Source organism: Pseudomonas sp. Tun-23181, from assembly GCF_057415455.1.
Map to the genome: position 1 here is coordinate 4893992 of NZ_CM171630.1, position 16719 is coordinate 4910710.

The following is a 16719-nucleotide window of genomic DNA, read 5'->3' on the forward strand; positions in this document are numbered from 1 at the left end:
TTCGTTCTCTTTGTTGTGGGTGAATCAGATGTTCAGGGTCCAGTCCAGTACCCAGAATCCTGGCTCCAGGCGTCGGCGGGGGAGGTCGCTGGCGTAGAGCGCATGCTGGTAGTCCAGGCGCAGCCGCGAGCCCGGCATGCTGAGCTCCACGCCCACGGCGGCACCTGCCAGGCGTTGGGAGGGCTGGCCATGGAAGAGGCGGGCCCAGCCCAGGTCCAGGCCGACGACCGGGCGGACCTCCAGGCCGTAGGGCAGCGACAGGGGCAGGGGCTGGCTGAGGGTGTTGCGCCAGACGCCAGTGCTGGCACCGGCGACGGTGTATTGGCGAAAGCCGCGCACGGCAGAGTCGTCGCTGAGCAACTGCTGTTCGACAGCGAACAGGACATCGCGGCTGTATTGCAGGTTGAGTTCGCTTTGCCAGCGCCAGGGCCGTTGTGCCGGACCTTGGCGCAGGTGCAGCAGGCTGGCGCGGTACTTGAGAAATTGCGGCGCTGGGGCGAGCGTCCCTTGGGCTTTGCGGTCGGCGCCGAACCCGTCCAGCCCCTGGGCGATGCCCAGGTAGGCGTTCCACAGGCCGCCATCGAGCCAGAGTAGGTTGATGCCTGTCTCCAGGGTGGTGAGGGTAGGGCTCTGCACGCCCGCGACCACGCCTGTTATGCGGTTGACCAGGCGCTTGTGGTCCAGGCGGGCGCTGGCGCTTAGCATGCCCTGCGGGTTGCGCCAGAGCACGCGCTCGGCGCTCATGCCCAGGAAGCGGCTGTTGCCGCTGCTGACCTGGCGCCCGTGGGGGATGGGCGAGCGATAGGCGATCTCGCTGGCGTTCAGGGCGAAGGTCCAGGGGCCGTAGGGAAGGCTGTAGTAGAGACTGGCGCCTCGGCTTTCGCCGGGGGCACCGAAGAGCGTCGAGACCAGCGACAGGCGCAGGTCGTCGTTGAGGTTCAGCGGGCTGTCCAGGCCGAGGCTCAGGTTCAGGCGATGACGGCCGGTCAGCTCGCTGCCGCGGTTGTCGAGGCGCCCGTCCAGGTGCCAGCGCGAGCTGACCTGGCGCGCTCCGAGCAGCACCTGGGTGCCCCCTTGCAGCTCGCCTGGCGACAGGTCGGCGACGACGTCATAGGCGCGCAGCCGATTGAGCTGGTCGAGCCCTTGTTCCAGGTCCGGCAGGTACAAGGGATGGCCGAGCAGGTCGGGGAAGGCGCCCTGCAGGGACAGCGGCAGGTCGGCGCCAGCCAGTTCGATCGACTCGACGAAGCCTTCGACGATGACGATCTCCAGCGGCTCGCCCGGTTCGGGTTGCCGGGCCAGGTAGGGACGGCTGGTCGGATAGCCGGCCTGCACGTAACGCTCGGTGATGGCCTTCAGCAGCCGGTTGATGTCAGCCACGCCCATGCAGGGACGCAGCAGTGGCCGCAGGGTTCGCTCCAGCGCTGGGGTGGAGAGCGACTGGTTGCCAGCCAGGCGTACGCCTGGGGTAGGCCAGCAGTGGGTGTCCGGCTCATGGGGGGAGGAGGAAGGCGTCGGCGTGGCACTGGGGCGCTCGCGTTGCTGCCAGCGCTGCAGCCGCTGCTGGTGCTCCAGTTGCTGGAGCGTGCGCTGTTGTTCGCGCAGTTGCTGGCTGGCCGGGTCGTCGGCCAGGGCCTGGGGCATGGCCAGGAGACCGGACAACAGGCCAGCCAGCAGCCACCTGGCGGTGTGGAAGCGGAGCGAGGCGGTCGGCATGGAAGAAATCTGCAAAGTGCGTACGGTTCAGTACTCGTTTGCGAGGATTCTAAGAATGCGACTGGTCGTCTGGATGCGAGCCCGTGCCCACCTGCGTGTCAGGCAGATGCGGAATTAGTGTCGGGAAATTCTGAGGAAATATCCTGGATCGTACGCTTTCAGGGACGGATCTCGATCAGGGTGCCGTCCTTGACCATGCTCCAGACTTCGCGCATGTCGTCATTGCGCATGGCGATGCAGCCTTCGGTCCAGTCCAGGGTATGGAAGTACCACTCCGGGTATTCCTCGTCGATCGGCGTGCCGTGGATCATGATCATGCTGCCCGGGTTGACGCCTTCGCGGCGGGCACGGGCGGCATCCCTGATGTTCGGGTAGGAGATGTGCATGGCCAGGTTGAAGCGGTCGCTGACCTTGCGCCAGTCGAGCCAGTAGAGGCCTTCGGGAGTCTTCTTGTCGCCCTCGCGCTCCTTGGCCCCCTTGGGTTGCTTGCCCAGGGAGATGCGGTAGGTCTTGAGCGGCTCGCCGCGGCTGATCAATTGCAGGCGGCGTTCGGACTTGAGCACCAGCACCTTGTCGATCAATGGCTGGGTGGGAACCTGGGCCGGGGAGTGGGACGGTGGCTGCGTAGCGGGCAGGGGCTTGCGGATGATGGTTTCGGTGAAGGCCGCCTGGGACACCGATACAACGCAGAGGCAGAAGAGGGCGAACAACCAGCGCATGAAACCTTATCCCTGAAAGCTAGGTGGTGGACGACGAGACGTTCATCGGTGGCAGGTATTCATGGCCTATGGGGTAGTGCTGCCCGATGCGGTCACGATAATAGCATTCTAGTGTGCGAGCGACGGTGCGGAAAGCCAGCGCGTCCCAGGGAATCTCGTGTTCCTCGAACAGCCGCACTTCCAGGCTCTCGATGCCCACGGCGAAGTCCAGGTCGGCCAGCTCGGCGCGGAAGAACACATGCACCTGGTTGATGTGCGGCAGGTCGAACAGCTGGTACAGGCTCATCTGCCCGACTCGGGCGCAGGCCTCCTCCACGGTTTCGCGACGAGCGGCCTGGTCGAGGGTCTCGCCATTCTCCATGAAGCCGGCAGGCAGGGTCCAGAAACCACGGCGCGGCTCGATCGCGCGACGGCACAGCAGCACCTGGCTGCCCCAGGTGGGCAGCACGCCGGCGACGATGTTGGGGTTCTGGTAATGGATGGTCCGGCAGTGTTCGCAGACGTACCGCGGGCGGCTGTCGCCCTCGGGGATCCGCTGGATGACCGGGTGGCCGCACGCGCTGCAGAATTTCATGCTTTTATTCCTTTGAGGTCGGGATATCTTGGCGCGCCTGGCGGCTCGCCCGCAAGCCGCCATCTGGCGGGGCTTGGGTGCTTCGCGGCTTTGGTGCATCATGCAAGACAGGCCTTGGAATCGAGAGTGTGTAATGCTGGACGAGCTTCTTCGCCGAATGAGCAACCATACCCCCGCGTCATTGGAGACGGACCACCGTTTCCCCGAGGCGGCGGTACTCCTGCCCATCACCCGCAGCGAAGAGCCCGAACTGGTGCTGACCCTGCGCGCCAAGGGGCTGTCCACCCATGGCGGCGAAGTGGCCTTCCCTGGCGGGCGGCGCGACCCGGAAGACCCGGACCTGGTGTTCACCGCGCTGCGCGAAGCCGAGGAGGAAATCGGCCTGCCGCCTGGCCTGGTGGAAGTGATCGGCCCGCTCAGCCCGCTGGTGTCGTTGCATGGCCTGAAGGTGACGCCATTCGTCGGCCTGATCCCGGACTACGTCGAGTACCGCGCCAACGACGCGGAGATCGCCGCGGTGTTCAGTGTGCCGCTGGAGTTCTTCCGCCAGGACCCGCGCGACCATACCCATCGCATCGACTACCAGGGGCGCAGCTGGTACGTGCCCAGCTACCGCTATGGCGACTACAAGATCTGGGGATTGTCGGCGATCATGATCGTCGAGCTGGTCAACCTGCTGTACGACGCCGGTATCAGCCTGCACCAGCCCCCCGAACGCTTCATCCAGAACTGAGTGGGGCCCACCCCGCCACCCCGGCAAACCTTGAGGAGCCAACCATGAAATATCGCCTGGGCGACCTGCGGGTCGAGACCCACCCCACCAGTTGGGCCGCCCCCACTGCCACGCTGATCGGCAAGGTACGCCTGCAGGCCCACGCCAGTGTCTGGTTCGGCGCGGTGCTGCGCGGCGACAACGAGCTGATCGACATCGGCGAGGGCAGCAATGTCCAGGACGGCACGGTGATGCACACTGACATGGGCTCGCCGCTGACCATCGGCAAGGGCGTGACCATTGGCCACAATGCCATGCTCCATGGTTGCAGCGTCGACGACTACAGCCTCATCGGTATCAACGCGGTGATCCTCAACGGTGCACGCATCGGCAAGCACTGCATCATCGGCGCCAATGCGCTGATTCCCGAGGGCAAGGAAATCCCCGATGGCTCGCTGGTGATGGGCTCGCCAGGCAAGGTGGTACGCGAGCTGACCGACGCGCAGAAACGCATGCTCGAGGCCAGCGCGGCCCACTACGTGCACAATGCCGAGCGCTACGCCCGTGACCTGGCGCCCCAGGAGGACTGACATGAGCGATGCCGAACGCCCCGTCGCCTCGCCTTGCGTGAGCGTCTGCGCCCTGGACGAGCAGGACATCTGCGTCGGCTGCCAGCGGACGGTGGCGGAGATCACCCGTTGGGGGCGCATGGACAACCAGGAGCGGCGCCAGGTGCTGAAGCTGTGTCATGAGCGGGCGGTGGCCGCGGGGTTGATCATCGGGATGTGAACGGTGGGGCATCTGCGTACACGTTGGGCTTGGTAAGTGCTGGGGCGCGAGGCGGCCCCAACAGCTGCGGTTGACTCAAAAATCAAGTAATCTGTGCCGCTTGCCCAACGTGTGATCCCATGTTCTATCTCATCGCCTACATCAGCAGCGTAGTGCTGATCAACTACGCCTTTTCCAGTGCCCCGCACCTGGACGTGATCTGGTCCGCCTGGGGCGGGCTGGTGTTCATCCTGCGCGACATGGTGCAGACCCGCCATGGCCATGGTGCGCTGCTGGCCATGCTGGTGGCGCTGGTGCTGTCCTATGTCACCTCCGAGCCGGCCATCGCCCTGGCCAGCGCCACGGCGTTCTTCGTCTCCGAACTGATCGACTGGCTGGTGTTCAGCATCACCCGCCGGCCGCTGCGCGACCGCCTGTGGCTGAGCTCGGCGCTGAGCATCCCGGTGGATACCTTCATCTTCTTCGGCATGATCGGCGCCCTGACCCCAACGGTGGTCGGCACCGCCCTGGGGTCGAAGTTCGCCGGAGTCACCGTGGTGTGGCTGGCCATGGCCTGGCGGGCACGGCGTGCGGCTGTCGTTGGCTGATTGCAAGGGGCAGCCCCGCGTTCACCGGCCAGTGTAGAATAGCGGTCCTTTTTCAGCGGGCGGCAGCCAGCATGGCGCGGCCCCGACGCCTTCGAGGACCTGAAATGACCCGTATCGGAACCCCATTGTCGCCCACCGCGACCCGTGTACTGCTGTGTGGCTGCGGCGAGCTGGGCAAGGAAGTGGTGATCGAGCTGCAGCGCTTGGGTGTCGAGGTGATCGCCGTGGACCGCTACGCCAACGCCCCGGCCATGCAGGTCGCGCACCGCAGCCATGTCATCGACATGCTCGATGGCGCCGCCCTGCGCGCGGTGATCGAAGCCGAGAAGCCGCACTACATCGTCCCAGAGATCGAGGCTATCGCCACCGCCACGTTGGTCGAGCTGGAGAACGAGGGCTTCAACGTGGTGCCCACCGCCCGCGCCACCCAACTGACCATGAACCGCGAAGGCATCCGCCGCCTGGCCGCCGAGGAACTGGACTTGCCGACCTCGCCGTATCACTTCGCCGATACCTTCGAGGAGTACGCCAGGGCGGTCACCGACCTGGGCTACCCCTGCGTGGTCAAGCCGGTGATGAGTTCGTCGGGCAAGGGCCAGAGCCTGCTGCGCGGCGAAGCCGACCTGCAAAAGGCCTGGGACTATGCCCAGGAAGGTGGCCGCGCCGGCCGGGGCCGGGTGATCATCGAAGGGTTCATCGATTTCGACTATGAGATCACCCTGCTGACCGTGCGCCACGTGGGCGGCACCACGTTCCTCGAGCCGGTCGGCCATCGCCAGGAGAAGGGCGACTACCAGGAATCCTGGCAGCCCCAGGCGATGAACCCGAAGGCCTTGGCGGAATCGCAACGGGTGGCCAAGGCGGTCACCGATGCCCTGGGTGGGCGTGGCCTGTTCGGTGTGGAGCTGTTCGTCAAGGGCGACCAGGTGTGGTTCAGCGAAGTTTCGCCGCGCCCGCACGACACGGGCCTGGTGACCCTGATCTCCCAGGATCTTTCGCAGTTCGCCCTGCATGCCCGTGCCATCCTCGGCCTGCCGATCCCGGTGGTGCGCCAGTTCGGGCCGTCGGCCTCGGCGGCGATCCTGCCGCAGGGTCAGTCCCAGCAGACCACCTTCGCCAACCTCGGCGCCGCCTTGAGCGAACCGGACACTGCCATCCGCCTGTTCGGCAAGCCGCAGATCGACGGCCAGCGCCGCATGGGCGTCTGCCTGGCGCGAGACGAGTCGATCGAAGCCGCTCGTGCCAAGGCGACCCGCGCCTCCCAGGCAGTCAAGGTCGAGTTCTAAGCTTAAAGCGGCAAGAAAAAGCAGGTCGTGCACGATCCCGCTTTTACTTGCCGCTTGAAGCTTGCAGCTGGAAATTCAAAGCTCGCTGTTGCGTGTCTCTTTCAGGCAAAGCACGGCAATCAGGCTGATCACCGCCGCCACCGACACATAGCCCCCCACCCAGCTCAATCCCCCCATGCTCACCAGTTGCTGGGCGAAGAACGGTGCCGCCGAGGCACCGACGATGCCGCCCAGGTTGTAGGCTGCCGAGGCGCCGGTGTAGCGTACGTGGGTCGGGAACAGCTCTGGCAGCAATGCCCCCATCGGCGCGAAGGTCACACCCATCAGGAACAGCTCGATGGCCAGGAACAGCGCCACGCCAGTGGTCGAGCCCGAGGTCAGCAGTGGCTCCATGGTAAAGCCCGAGGCCACGGCCAGTAGGCCGCCGACGATCAGCACCGGCTTGCGCCCGTAGCGGTCGCTCAGCCAGGCCGACAGCGGGGTGGCCAGGGCCATGAAGACCACCGCGAAGCACAGCATGCCCAGGAAGCTCTCGCGGCTGTAGCCCAGGGTCGATACGCCATAGCTGAGGGAGAATACCGTGGAGATGTAGAACAGCGCGTAGCACACCACCATCGCCGCGGCACCCAGCAGGGTCGGCAGCCAGTATTTGGCGAACAGGTCGACCACCGGCATCTTCACCCGTTCATGGCGCGCCACGGCCTTGGCGAACACCGGGCTTTCCTCGAGCTTCAGGCGCACGTACAAGCCAACGATCACCAGCGCGGCACTGAGCAGGAAGGGGATGCGCCAGCCCCACTCGCGGAACTGCTCGTCGCTGAGCACCAGGGCCAGGGTCAGGAACAGGCCGTTGGCGGCCAGGAAGCCAATCGACGGGCCCAGTTGCGGGAACATGCCGAACCAGGCGCGCTTGCCCTGCGGGGCGTTCTCGGTGGCCAGCAGCGCCGCGCCGCCCCATTCGCCGCCCAGCCCCAGGCCCTGGCCGAAGCGCAGCAGGCAGAGGATGATCGGGGCCCAGATGCCGATGCTGTCGTAGCCCGGCAGCACCCCGATCAGGGTGGTGGAGACACCCATCAGCAACAGCGAGGCGACCAGGGTCGACTTGCGTCCGATGCGGTCGCCGAAGTGGCCGAACAGGGCCGAGCCCAGCGGCCGGGCGAGGAAGGCGATACCGAAGGTGAGGAAGGCCGCGAGCATCTGCGCGGTACCAGACCCGGACGGGAAGAACACCGGGCCGATCACCAGGGCGGCGGCGGTGGCGTAGACGTAGAAATCGTAGAACTCGATGGCGGTGCCGATGAAACTCGCCGTGGCGACCCGCGCAGGCGAGTTGACGGGCGTCGCCGGGGTCGAATCGGCATAGGTGCTGCTGGTTGTCATTGCATAGGTCCCTGACAGTCGGATGCATCCTGGGCATGGCCGCGCGCTGCCCAGGCAGGCATGGGCACACGGACGCCGGAGCGTTTGTTGTGGTTCGCCCGCTGACGAGGGCCCCAGGGGATAGGATCGGGAGCGGGCGCTGTTCGGGGTGGTGAAGCAGGACCGCGGGGCGTGTCAGTGGAGCGGACTGGCCGTGTGACGCCGGGTGCGGGTAGCGGGCGGGACGGCAGGGCTGGGTAAGCGTGACCCGAGTATAGCTATCGGGTCACGGTCCATACCAGTACCTTGCTGGCGCAATTGTCCTCTGTTTCGAGGATTTCCAGGCGATAGCGGCCGATCTTCAGGCACACGGCGCTTTCCGGAATGCTTTCCAGGGCCTCGGTGACCAGGCCGTTGAGTGTCTTCGGCCCGCCGTCGCAGGGCAGGTGCCAGCCCAGGCTGCGATTGAGCTCGCGCAGCGAAGCGGTGCCCTCGATCACGTAGCGGCCGTCGGGCTGGGGGTGGATGTGGGGGTTGTCGAGCGACTGCTCGTCCTCGAATTCGCCGACGATCTCCTCGAGGATGTCCTCCAGGGTGACGATGCCCAGCACTTCGCCGTATTCGTCGACCACCACGCCCAGGCGGCGCTGTTGCTTGTGGAAGTTCAGCAGTTGCAGTTGCAGCGGCGTGCTCTCGGGCACGAAGTAGGGCTCGTAGCAGGCGGCCCGCAGCGCTTGCAGGGTCAGCTCGGCCCTGGGCAGCAGATGGCTGATCAGCTTGGTGTTGAGGATGGCTTCGACCTGGTTGATGTCGCTGTGGTAGACCGGCAGGCGGGTATGGCGGCTGACGATCAGTTGCTCGACGATGCGCTCCATCGGCTCGTCCAGGTTGATGCCGTCCACTTCGTTGCGCGGTACCAGGATGTCGTTGACGGTGATCTTGTCCAGCGCCTGCAGCCCTTCCGGCAGGCCAGGGCGGGGTGGTTCGAGTGGTTCGTCCTCGTCGAAGCGATCGTCTTCCTGTGGGTGCAGGGCCACGGCAGTGGGTTGTGCGCGGAACGGCCGCAGGATCAGCCGGGCGCAGCCGTCCAGCAGGCAAGCCAGCGGCTGCAGGGTAGCCAGGGGCCATTTCAGCAGGCTGGCGCCGAGGCTGACGAACGCCTGCGGATTGCGCCGGGCCATGCGCCGCGGCAGGTACTCGGCCAGCACCAGCAGGGTCAGGGCGGCGGCGAGGCCGGCGAGCCAGAAACCGTGTTCGCCGTCGTAGCGCTGGCCCAGCAGGCAGGCCAGGCCCAGCACCAGCAGCTTGCCCAGGCTGGCGCAGAGCACCAGGGCCTGGGCGGGCAGGGGGGGGGCGCTGGTTTCAGCGGGCCGCTGCTGGCCGTTCAGTTGCTGGCGTGCCGCGTCGACGGCACTGAACAGTGCCGACCAGAGCAGTGCCAGGGTCAGGGTGCCGAGCAAGGGCGCGTACGGCAGGGTGTCCATGGGCGGCCGTCAGACGTGCAGGATGAATTCGCGGACCAGCTTGCTGCCGAAATAGGCCAGCATCAGCAGGCAGAAACCGGCAAGCGTCCAGCGGATCGCCTTGTGCCCGCGCCAGCCGAGGCGGGTGCGGCCCCACAGCAGCACGCTGAACACCACCCAGGCGACGCAGGCGAGGGAGGTCTTGTGCACCAGGTGCTGGGCGAACAGGTTGTCGAGGAACAGCCAACCGGAGATCAACGACAGCGAGAGCAGGCACCAGCCGGCCCAGAGGAAGCCGAACAGCAGGCTTTCCATGGTTTGCAAGGGCGGGAAGTTGCGGATCAGCCCGGATGGGTGCTTGTGCTTGAGCTGGTGGTCCTGGAGCAGCAGCAGCAGGGCCTGGAACACCGCGATGGTGAACAGGCCATAGGCGAGGATCGACAACAGGATATGCGCCAGGATGCCGGGTTTCTCGTTGATCAGCGGCACGGTGCCCGCGGGGGCGAACTGGGCCAGCAGGGCGGTGATGGCCCCCAGCGGGAACAGCAGCACCAGCAGGTTCTCGACCGGGATGCGCAGGCAGGCCACGAGGGTCAGGGCGATCACGGCCGCGGCGATCAGGCTGGCGGCGCTGAAGAAGTCGAGGCTCAGGCCCAGCGGGGTGATCAGCTGGAAGAACAGGGCGCCGCTCTGGGCGACCACGGCGAGTGCGCCGAGCAGGCCGAGCAACCGTTTGTCGGCGCGACTGCCCTGGGCCAGGCGGCTGCCCTGGTAGAGGGCGGCGACGATGTACAGCCCGGCGGCGAGCAGGTTGGGGATGAGGCTGGGTGACGAGAGCATAAGTCCAGGTAGGCAAGCCCTAAAGGAACGAAGTGTGGCATAGAACGCGGCAGCCTAGGAAGACCGGGGGCGGCTTCGAGCCACAGCCACAAGCCACAAGTTGCAAGCTTGACAGATGAAGGCCCTCCCATCCGCGCAGAGGGCAGAGGGCAGAAGGAGTGGGGGAGGGGGCATTGCACCAATGCCGGCCAGTCCAGTGGTCTTGGGGCTGCTTTGCAGCCCATCGCCGGCAAGCCGGCTCCCACAAGGTGGCGGTGTTCATCAATCTTGTGGCATGCAGAGAACTCTGTGGGCTTGCCGGCGATGGGGTGCGAAGCGGCCCATTGAATAATGTTCTGTTCCTAAAAAAGCAGAACGCTGCACGATCTGCTTTTTCTTGCAGCTTGCCCCCGCCGCGATGGGAGGCACGGCACGAGGTGTGCGCCACCGCCGCTCTCCGTTATAATGCCCGGCTTGCTGTGCCCCACGCGTGCGCATATCCGCCAGGGCGCCTGAACAACCTCGGCTTCACTGGGCCTGAAAGGATCACCATGTTCGAAAACCTGACCGACCGCCTGTCACAGACGCTGCGCCATGTCACCGGCAAGGCCAAGCTGACCGAAGACAACATCAAGGACACGTTGCGCGAAGTGCGCATGGCCCTGCTCGAGGCCGACGTCGCCCTGCCGGTGGTCAAGGATTTCGTCAACAGCGTCAAGGAACGTGCGGTCGGCACCGAGGTGTCGCGCAGCCTGACCCCGGGCCAGGCATTCGTGAAGATCGTCCAGGCCGAGCTGGAAGGCCTGATGGGCGCGGCCAACGAAGACCTGGCGCTCAATGCCGCACCGCCCGCCGTGGTACTGATGGCCGGCCTGCAGGGCGCGGGCAAGACCACCACCGCCGGCAAGCTGGCGCGCTTCCTGAAGGAGCGCAAGAAAAAGAGCGTGATGGTGGTTTCGGCCGACGTCTACCGCCCAGCGGCGATCAAGCAGCTCGAAACCCTCGCCAACGACATCGGCGTGACCTTCTTCCCGTCCGACATCAGCCAGAAGCCGGTGGCCATCGCCGAGGCGGCGATCCGCGAGGCCAAGCTCAAGTTCATCGACGTGGTCATCGTCGATACCGCCGGTCGCCTGCACATCGACGCCGAGATGATGGACGAGATCAAGGCCCTGCACGCCGCGGTCAAGCCGATCGAGACCCTGTTCGTGGTCGACGCCATGACCGGCCAGGATGCCGCCAACACCGCCAAGGCCTTCGGCGACGCCCTGCCGCTGACCGGCGTGGTGCTGACCAAGGTCGACGGCGATGCCCGTGGCGGTGCCGCGCTGTCGGTGCGCGCCATCACCGGCAAGCCGATCAAGTTCATCGGCATGGGCGAGAAGAGCGAGGCCCTGGAGCCGTTCCACCCCGACCGTATCGCCTCGCGCATCCTCGGCATGGGCGACGTGCTCAGCCTGATCGAGCAGGCCGAGCAGACCATCGACAAGGCCAAGGCCGACAAGCTGGCCAAGAAGCTCAAGAAAGGCAAGGGCTTCGACCTCGAGGACTTCCGCGACCAGTTGCAACAGATGAAGAACATGGGTGGCCTGGGTGGCCTGATGGACAAGCTGCCGAGCATCGGCGGGGTCAACCTGTCGCAGATGGGCAACGCCCAGGGCGCGGCCGAGAAGCAGTTCAAGCAGATGGAGGCGATCATCAACTCCATGACCCCGGCCGAGCGCCGCGACCCAGAGATGATCAGCGGCTCGCGCAAGCGCCGCATCGCCCTCGGCTCCGGCACCCAGGTGCAGGACGTCGGCCGGCTGATCAAGCAGCACAAGCAGATGCAGAAGATGATGAAGAAATTCTCCGCCAAGGGCGGCATGGCCAAGATGATGCGTGGCCTGGGCGGGATGCTGCCGGGTGGCGGCATGCCGAAGCTGTAACCGATTTCGAGGTGGCCGCCTTGTCGTGAGGCGGTCGTCCGGAGCCCCGCCTCGGCGGGAATAGCGCCGCAAACAGCGGCTTAACCGGCAGATCTGGACGGTGAGGCGTAGCCTTGCCGAAAAAGGCATTTGCAAATGTCCGTGTATTCCCCGAGAATATGCGGCCTTTTGGGCACCCTGTGCCCATTGGGCATTCAGATTTGCAGCACCGACTATAGGAACGATGTTCACATGGTAACCATCCGTCTTGCCCGTGGCGGCTCCAAGAAGCGCCCTTTCTATCACCTGACCGTGACCAACAGCCGTAACGCCCGTGACGGCCGTTTCGTCGAGCGTATCGGTTTCTTCAACCCGATCGCCTCCGGCGCCGAAGTTCGCCTGTCGGTCAACCAGGAACGTGCCCAGTACTGGCTGAGCCAGGGCGCGCAGCCGTCTGAGCGTGTTGCTCAGCTGCTGAAGGACGCTGCCAAGGCTGCCGCCTGAGCAGTATGAACGCGACGCCAGACAAGGCTGACGACCTCATCGTTGTCGGCAAGATCTTTTCGGTTCACGGCGTTCGCGGCGAGGTGAAGGTGTTTTCCTTTACCGATCCGATTGACAACCTGTTGGATTATCCCCGCTGGACGCTTCGGCACGAAGGCGTGGTAAAGCAGGTCGAGCTGGTCAAGGGCCGCCTTTCCCAGAAGGGGTTGGTGGTGAAGCTCAAGGGCCTCGACGATCGTGACGAAGCACGGCTTCTGAGCGGTTACGAGATCTGCGTACCGCAGAGCCTTTTGCCCAACCTGACCGACGGCGAGTACTACTGGTACCAGCTGGTGGGTCTGAAGGTCGTCAACCAGGACGAACAGCTGTTCGGCAAGGTTGATCACTTGTTGGAGACCGGCGCGAACGATGTATTGGTGGTCCGGCCCTGCGCAGGCAGCCTGGACGATCGCGAGCGCTTGCTGCCCTATACGGCGCAGTGCGTGCTGGCCATCGACCTGGAAGCAGGCGTGATGCGGGTCGAATGGGACGTGGATTTCTGACCGATGGGTAACCTTCGCGTAGAAGTCGTCACGCTGTTCCCCGAGATGTTCTCGGCCATCACGGAGTACGGCATTACCAGCCGCGCGGTGAAACAGGGGTTGCTGCAAGTGACCTGCTGGAATCCGCGGGACTACACCACGGATCGCCACCACACGGTGGATGATCGGCCTTTTGGCGGTGGTCCGGGCATGGTGATGAAGATCAAGCCTCTGGAAGACGCCCTGGCCAGTGCCAGGCAGGCGACCGGGGCTGCGGCGAAGGTGATCTACCTCTCGCCACAAGGCCGCAAGCTGACCCAGCAGGCGGTCAAAGGGCTGGCGCAACAGGAATCGTTGATCCTGATCGCCGGTCGTTATGAAGGCATCGACGAGCGTTTTATCGAGGCTCATGTCGATGAAGAGTGGTCGATTGGCGACTATGTGCTTTCCGGTGGCGAGCTGCCGGCCATGGTGCTGATCGATGCGGTTACGCGGCTGCTGCCCGGAGCTTTAGGGCATGTGGACTCGGCGGAGGAAGACTCCTTCACCGACGGTCTGCTCGATTGCCCGCACTACACCCGACCGGAGGTGTATGCGGATCTGCGCGTTCCCGACGTGTTGCTCAGTGGCAACCATGCACACATCCGGCGTTGGCGGTTGAAGCAGTCCCTTGGTCGGACCTTCGAACGGCGCGCCGATCTTCTGGAAAGTCGCTCGCTTTCTGGAGAAGAGAAGAAGCTGCTCGAGGAATACCTCCGCGAGCGGGACGATAGTTAACGTATCGATGGTGGATCGAGTTATCCGCCTTAGGAGCACAGCATGACCAACAAGATCATCCAGCAGCTCGAAGCCGAGCAGATGAACAAGGAAATCCCGGCCTTCGCCCCGGGCGACACCGTTGTCGTCCAGGTGAAAGTGAAGGAAGGTGAGCGTTCCCGTCTGCAGGCGTTCGAAGGTGTCGTCATCGCCAAGCGCAACCGCGGTCTGAACAGCGCCTTCACCGTGCGCAAGATCTCCAGCGGCGTTGGCGTCGAGCGTACCTTCCAGACCTACAGCCCGCAAATCGACAGCCTGTCCGTGAAACGTCGTGGTGACGTGCGTAAGGCCAAGCTGTACTACCTGCGCGACCTGTCCGGCAAAGCCGCTCGCATCAAGGAAAAACTGTCCTGAGTGCAGTTTGACCGGTGGCCGAGGCCGCCTTGCGAGAGAAAAAGCAGCCTTCGGGCTGCTTTTTTGCGTTTTGTCGAATGATGTACCGGGGCCGCCCCGGCCCCTTGCGATGTGAGTAAGCGATGACCATCACCCGAGACCAGGAAATCCAACGCCGCACCGAACTGTCGGTGACCCGCGTGACCAAGGCTGTCTTCCCCAGCACCACCAATCACCACAACACCCTGTTCGGCGGCACCGCCCTGGCCTGGATGGACGAAGTGTCGTTCATCGCCGCGACCCGTTTCTGTCGCCTGCCGTTGGTGACCGTGTCCACCGACCGCATCGACTTCAAGCACCCGATCCCGGCGGGCTCGATCGTCGAGCTGGTGGGGACCGTGATCAAGGTCGGTACCACCAGCCTGCAGGTGCAGGTGGATGTGTTCGTCGAGAACATGTACCTCGATGGCCGCGAGCGGGCCATTCATGGTGTGTTCAGCTTCGTCGCCATCGACGAGGACAAGCGCCCGGTGCCGGTGTTGCCGCAGGCCTGAGGACGCTCCGGCGCCTGCGCCGGCCTGTTCGCGGGCAAGCCCGCTCTTGCAGGGGGCGAGTCGATCGCAAGTGATGCGGTTTGCAGGGCCATGTGGGCGCGGGCTTGCCCGCGAAAGTGCCAGACCTGACAACCTGTCACCTGCTGTGAAACACTAGGCCCCTCTCAACGCCCAGCAGCCCCGCATGTCCGCTCTCGACCACCCCCTGATCGACCAGTTCCTCGACGCCCTCTGGCTGGAAAAAGGCCTGTCCGACAATACCCGCGCCTCTTACCGCAGCGACCTGGCCCTGTTCAACGGCTGGTTGCAGGAGCACAGCGTGGCCCTGCCGGCGGCAGGCCGCGAGCTGATTCTCGATCACCTCGCCTGGCGCTTCGAGCAAGGCTACAAGCCACGCTCCACGGCGCGTTTTCTCTCTGGCCTGCGCGGCTTCTTCCGCTACCTGCTGCGGGAAAGGCTGATCGACGTCGACCCGACCCTGCAGGTCGAGATGCCGCAGTTGGGCCGCCCCTTGCCCAAGTCCCTGTCCGAAGCCGACGTCGAGGCCCTGCTGCAGGCGCCGGACCTAGGCGAGGCCATCGGCCAGCGCGACCGGGCCATGCTCGAAGTGCTCTATGCCTGCGGTCTGCGGGTGACCGAACTGGTCAGCCTGACCCTGGACCAGGTCAACCTGCGCCAGGGCGTGCTGCGGGTCATGGGCAAGGGCAGCAAGGAGCGCCTGGTGCCGATGGGGGAGGAGGCGGTGCTCTGGCTGGAGCGTTACCAGCGCGATGGGCGTGCCGAGCTGCTCAATGGCCGCCCCAGCGACGTGCTGTTCCCCAGCCAGCGCGGCGAGCAGATGACCCGCCAGACCTTCTGGCACCGTATCAAGCACCATGCCCGGGTCGCTGGCATCGACAAGCCACTGTCGCCGCATACCCTGCGCCATGCCTTCGCCACCCACCTGCTCAATCACGGTGCCGACCTGCGGGTGGTGCAGATGCTGCTGGGCCATAGCGACCTGTCGACCACACAGATCTATACCCACGTGGCCAAGGCGCGCCTGCAGCAACTGCATGCCCAGCACCATCCGCGTGGATGAATGGTTTTCATGTTCCGCCGACCGGTGCCTGCGAACCCCTCCAGTAGCGGCCTGTTGTGGTAGGCTTGGACGGTTTGCACCAAGGGCTGCCCGCTCGCCGCGATTTCCCCCGCGCCCGACGCCCCGCCGGCCCCGTCCGCCTTCAGGAGTTCCCATGCGCGTGACCCAGATTTTCGCCGCCGCCGCCCTGGCGCTGGCCAGTACCTTTGCCGTTGCCGCGACCAGCGACGCCAGTGCCGGCGCCGAGCAGGCGATCCGCAAGACCCTGCAGACCCTCGAGCTGGAAGTGCCGGTCGAGAGCGTCGCCAGCAGCCCGGTCAGCGGTCTCTACGAAGTCAAGCTACAGGGCGGCCGCGTGCTGTACGCCAGTGCCGATGGGCAGTTCGTCATGCAGGGCTACCTGTTCCAGATCCAGGACGGCAAGCCGATCAACCTCACCGAGAAGACCGAGCGCCAAGGCATCGCCAAGCTCATCAACGGCATTCCAGCCGCCGAGATGGTGGTTTATCCTGCCAAGGGCCAGACCAAGTCGCACATCACCGTCTTCACCGATACCACCTGCCCGTATTGCCACAAGCTGCACGCCGAGGTGCCTGAGCTCAACCGCCGCGGTATCGAGGTGCGCTACGTCGCCTTCCCGCGTCAGGGGCTCGGCTCGCCGGGCGACGAGCAACTGCAGGCGGTCTGGTGCTCCAGCGACCGTCGCGCGGCGCTGGACAAGATGATCGAGGGCAAGGAAATCAAGGCCGCCAAGTGCGCCAACCCGGTCGGCAGGCAGTTCCAGCTGGGCCAGTCGATCGGTGTCAACGGCACGCCGGCGATCGTCCTGCAGAGCGGCCAGGTGATTCCGGGCTACCAGCCGGCGCCGCAGGTGGCCAAGCTGGCCCTGGCCAGCGAAGGCAGCGCAGCCAAGTAATTCAATCAGTACGCCGTCACCATGGGGAGACGGCATGTTTCACGGTCGGCGCAGAGGCCGGCC

General features: G+C 65.2%; 19 protein-coding genes. 13 read left to right on the forward strand and 6 right to left on the reverse strand.

What is annotated here, in order from left to right:
- Window positions 1-24: 24 nt before the first annotated feature.
- From ACDI39_RS23070 to ACDI39_RS23080, 3 genes are all read right to left on the reverse strand, one after another.
- Entirely contained in the window at window positions 25-1716 is a 1692-nt protein-coding gene (locus ACDI39_RS23070) for a ShlB/FhaC/HecB family hemolysin secretion/activation protein (RefSeq protein ID WP_486537086.1), read from the reverse strand.
- A gap of 158 nt (window positions 1717-1874) precedes the next feature.
- Entirely contained in the window at window positions 1875-2435 is a 561-nt protein-coding gene (locus ACDI39_RS23075) for a L,D-transpeptidase family protein (protein ID WP_225787263.1), read from the reverse strand.
- A gap of 19 nt (window positions 2436-2454) precedes the next feature.
- A complete protein-coding gene (locus ACDI39_RS23080; protein WP_225787264.1) occupies window positions 2455-3009 on the reverse strand; it encodes an NUDIX hydrolase in 555 nt (184 codons plus the stop codon).
- 133 nt (window positions 3010-3142) lie between these two features.
- Here ACDI39_RS23080 and ACDI39_RS23085 point away from each other — a divergent pair, with 133 nt between their 5' ends.
- The 5 genes from ACDI39_RS23085 (at window position 3143) to purT (ending at window position 6383) form a co-directional block, all read left to right on the forward strand.
- Window positions 3143-3742, forward strand: a complete 600-nt coding sequence (locus tag ACDI39_RS23085) for a CoA pyrophosphatase (RefSeq protein ID WP_225787265.1) — start codon at window positions 3143-3145, stop codon at window positions 3740-3742.
- Between the two features lie 44 nt (window positions 3743-3786).
- Window positions 3787-4311, forward strand: a complete 525-nt coding sequence (locus tag ACDI39_RS23090; RefSeq protein WP_225787266.1) for a gamma carbonic anhydrase family protein — start codon at window positions 3787-3789, stop codon at window positions 4309-4311.
- A 1-nt stretch (window position 4312) separates the two neighbouring features.
- On the forward strand, window positions 4313-4510 hold the full coding sequence (locus tag ACDI39_RS23095; RefSeq protein WP_253079916.1) for a DUF1289 domain-containing protein: 198 nt from the start codon (window positions 4313-4315) through the stop codon (window positions 4508-4510).
- Window positions 4511-4629: 119 nt separating this feature from the next.
- On the forward strand, window positions 4630-5097 hold the full coding sequence (locus ACDI39_RS23100) for a VUT family protein (protein WP_253079917.1): 468 nt from the start codon (window positions 4630-4632) through the stop codon (window positions 5095-5097).
- 104 nt (window positions 5098-5201) lie between these two features.
- Complete coding sequence (gene purT, locus ACDI39_RS23105) at window positions 5202-6383, forward strand: formate-dependent phosphoribosylglycinamide formyltransferase (protein WP_253079918.1); 1182 nt, start codon at window positions 5202-5204, stop codon at window positions 6381-6383.
- A gap of 75 nt (window positions 6384-6458) precedes the next feature.
- Here purT and ACDI39_RS23110 read toward each other — a convergent pair whose 3' ends face one another.
- From ACDI39_RS23110 to ACDI39_RS23120, 3 genes are all read right to left on the reverse strand, one after another.
- A complete protein-coding gene (locus ACDI39_RS23110; protein ID WP_225787270.1) occupies window positions 6459-7763 on the reverse strand; it encodes an MFS transporter in 1305 nt (434 codons plus the stop codon).
- 257 nt (window positions 7764-8020) lie between these two features.
- The gene (locus ACDI39_RS23115; protein ID WP_486537087.1) at window positions 8021-9226 is read right to left on the reverse strand and encodes a transporter associated domain-containing protein; all 1206 of its coding nucleotides are present in this window, start codon (window positions 9224-9226) and stop codon (window positions 8021-8023) included.
- A gap of 9 nt (window positions 9227-9235) precedes the next feature.
- On the reverse strand, window positions 9236-10045 hold the full coding sequence (locus ACDI39_RS23120; protein ID WP_225787272.1) for a cytochrome C assembly family protein: 810 nt from the start codon (window positions 10043-10045) through the stop codon (window positions 9236-9238).
- A 530-nt stretch (window positions 10046-10575) separates the two neighbouring features.
- On the opposite strand from ACDI39_RS23120, the gene ffh reads away from it, so the two are divergent.
- The 8 genes from ffh (at window position 10576) to ACDI39_RS23160 (ending at window position 16656) form a co-directional block, all read left to right on the forward strand.
- Window positions 10576-11952 (forward strand): signal recognition particle protein, encoded by a 1377-nt coding sequence (ffh, locus tag ACDI39_RS23125; protein WP_225787273.1) that lies wholly within the window; start codon window positions 10576-10578, stop codon window positions 11950-11952.
- A 231-nt stretch (window positions 11953-12183) separates the two neighbouring features.
- A complete protein-coding gene (gene rpsP / locus ACDI39_RS23130; protein ID WP_225787274.1) occupies window positions 12184-12435 on the forward strand; it encodes a 30S ribosomal protein S16 in 252 nt (83 codons plus the stop codon).
- Window positions 12436-12440: 5 nt separating this feature from the next.
- Window positions 12441-12977 carry a ribosome maturation factor RimM gene (rimM, locus tag ACDI39_RS23135; RefSeq protein WP_225787275.1) on the forward strand — a complete coding sequence of 179 codons (537 nt, stop codon included), beginning with the start codon at window positions 12441-12443 and terminating at the stop codon, window positions 12975-12977.
- 3 nt (window positions 12978-12980) lie between these two features.
- Window positions 12981-13733: a tRNA (guanosine(37)-N1)-methyltransferase TrmD gene (gene trmD, locus ACDI39_RS23140; protein ID WP_225787276.1), complete on the forward strand. Its 753-nt coding sequence runs from the start codon at window positions 12981-12983 to the stop codon at window positions 13731-13733.
- Window positions 13734-13775: 42 nt separating this feature from the next.
- Window positions 13776-14126 (forward strand): 50S ribosomal protein L19, encoded by a 351-nt coding sequence (rplS, locus tag ACDI39_RS23145; RefSeq protein WP_225787277.1) that lies wholly within the window; start codon window positions 13776-13778, stop codon window positions 14124-14126.
- A gap of 122 nt (window positions 14127-14248) precedes the next feature.
- Entirely contained in the window at window positions 14249-14659 is a 411-nt protein-coding gene (locus tag ACDI39_RS23150; protein WP_225787278.1) for an acyl-CoA thioesterase, read from the forward strand.
- Window positions 14660-14843: 184 nt separating this feature from the next.
- Window positions 14844-15740, forward strand: a complete 897-nt coding sequence (xerD, locus tag ACDI39_RS23155; protein ID WP_225787279.1) for a site-specific tyrosine recombinase XerD — start codon at window positions 14844-14846, stop codon at window positions 15738-15740.
- A gap of 154 nt (window positions 15741-15894) precedes the next feature.
- A complete protein-coding gene (locus ACDI39_RS23160) occupies window positions 15895-16656 on the forward strand; it encodes a DsbC family protein (protein ID WP_253079919.1) in 762 nt (253 codons plus the stop codon).
- Window positions 16657-16719: the final 63 nt, after the last annotated feature.

Coding starts and splice junctions, on each gene's coding strand:
- ACDI39_RS23070 (WP_486537086.1), bottom strand. CDS start 1,716: ATGCCGACCGCCTCGCTCCGCTTCCACACCGCCAGGTGGCTGCTGGCT.
- ACDI39_RS23075 (WP_225787263.1), bottom strand. CDS start 2,435: ATGCGCTGGTTGTTCGCCCTCTTCTGCCTCTGCGTTGTATCGGTGTCC.
- ACDI39_RS23080 (WP_225787264.1), bottom strand. CDS start 3,009: ATGAAATTCTGCAGCGCGTGCGGCCACCCGGTCATCCAGCGGATCCCC.
- ACDI39_RS23085 (WP_225787265.1), top strand. CDS start 3,143: ATGCTGGACGAGCTTCTTCGCCGAATGAGCAACCATACCCCCGCGTCA.
- ACDI39_RS23090 (WP_225787266.1), top strand. CDS start 3,787: ATGAAATATCGCCTGGGCGACCTGCGGGTCGAGACCCACCCCACCAGT.
- ACDI39_RS23095 (WP_253079916.1), top strand. CDS start 4,313: ATGAGCGATGCCGAACGCCCCGTCGCCTCGCCTTGCGTGAGCGTCTGC.
- ACDI39_RS23100 (WP_253079917.1), top strand. CDS start 4,630: ATGTTCTATCTCATCGCCTACATCAGCAGCGTAGTGCTGATCAACTAC.
- purT (WP_253079918.1), top strand. CDS start 5,202: ATGACCCGTATCGGAACCCCATTGTCGCCCACCGCGACCCGTGTACTG.
- ACDI39_RS23110 (WP_225787270.1), bottom strand. CDS start 7,763: ATGACAACCAGCAGCACCTATGCCGATTCGACCCCGGCGACGCCCGTC.
- ACDI39_RS23115 (WP_486537087.1), bottom strand. CDS start 9,226: ATGGACACCCTGCCGTACGCGCCCTTGCTCGGCACCCTGACCCTGGCA.
- ACDI39_RS23120 (WP_225787272.1), bottom strand. CDS start 10,045: ATGCTCTCGTCACCCAGCCTCATCCCCAACCTGCTCGCCGCCGGGCTG.
- ffh (WP_225787273.1), top strand. CDS start 10,576: ATGTTCGAAAACCTGACCGACCGCCTGTCACAGACGCTGCGCCATGTC.
- rpsP (WP_225787274.1), top strand. CDS start 12,184: ATGGTAACCATCCGTCTTGCCCGTGGCGGCTCCAAGAAGCGCCCTTTC.
- rimM (WP_225787275.1), top strand. CDS start 12,441: ATGAACGCGACGCCAGACAAGGCTGACGACCTCATCGTTGTCGGCAAG.
- trmD (WP_225787276.1), top strand. CDS start 12,981: ATGGGTAACCTTCGCGTAGAAGTCGTCACGCTGTTCCCCGAGATGTTC.
- rplS (WP_225787277.1), top strand. CDS start 13,776: ATGACCAACAAGATCATCCAGCAGCTCGAAGCCGAGCAGATGAACAAG.
- ACDI39_RS23150 (WP_225787278.1), top strand. CDS start 14,249: ATGACCATCACCCGAGACCAGGAAATCCAACGCCGCACCGAACTGTCG.
- xerD (WP_225787279.1), top strand. CDS start 14,844: ATGTCCGCTCTCGACCACCCCCTGATCGACCAGTTCCTCGACGCCCTC.
- ACDI39_RS23160 (WP_253079919.1), top strand. CDS start 15,895: ATGCGCGTGACCCAGATTTTCGCCGCCGCCGCCCTGGCGCTGGCCAGT.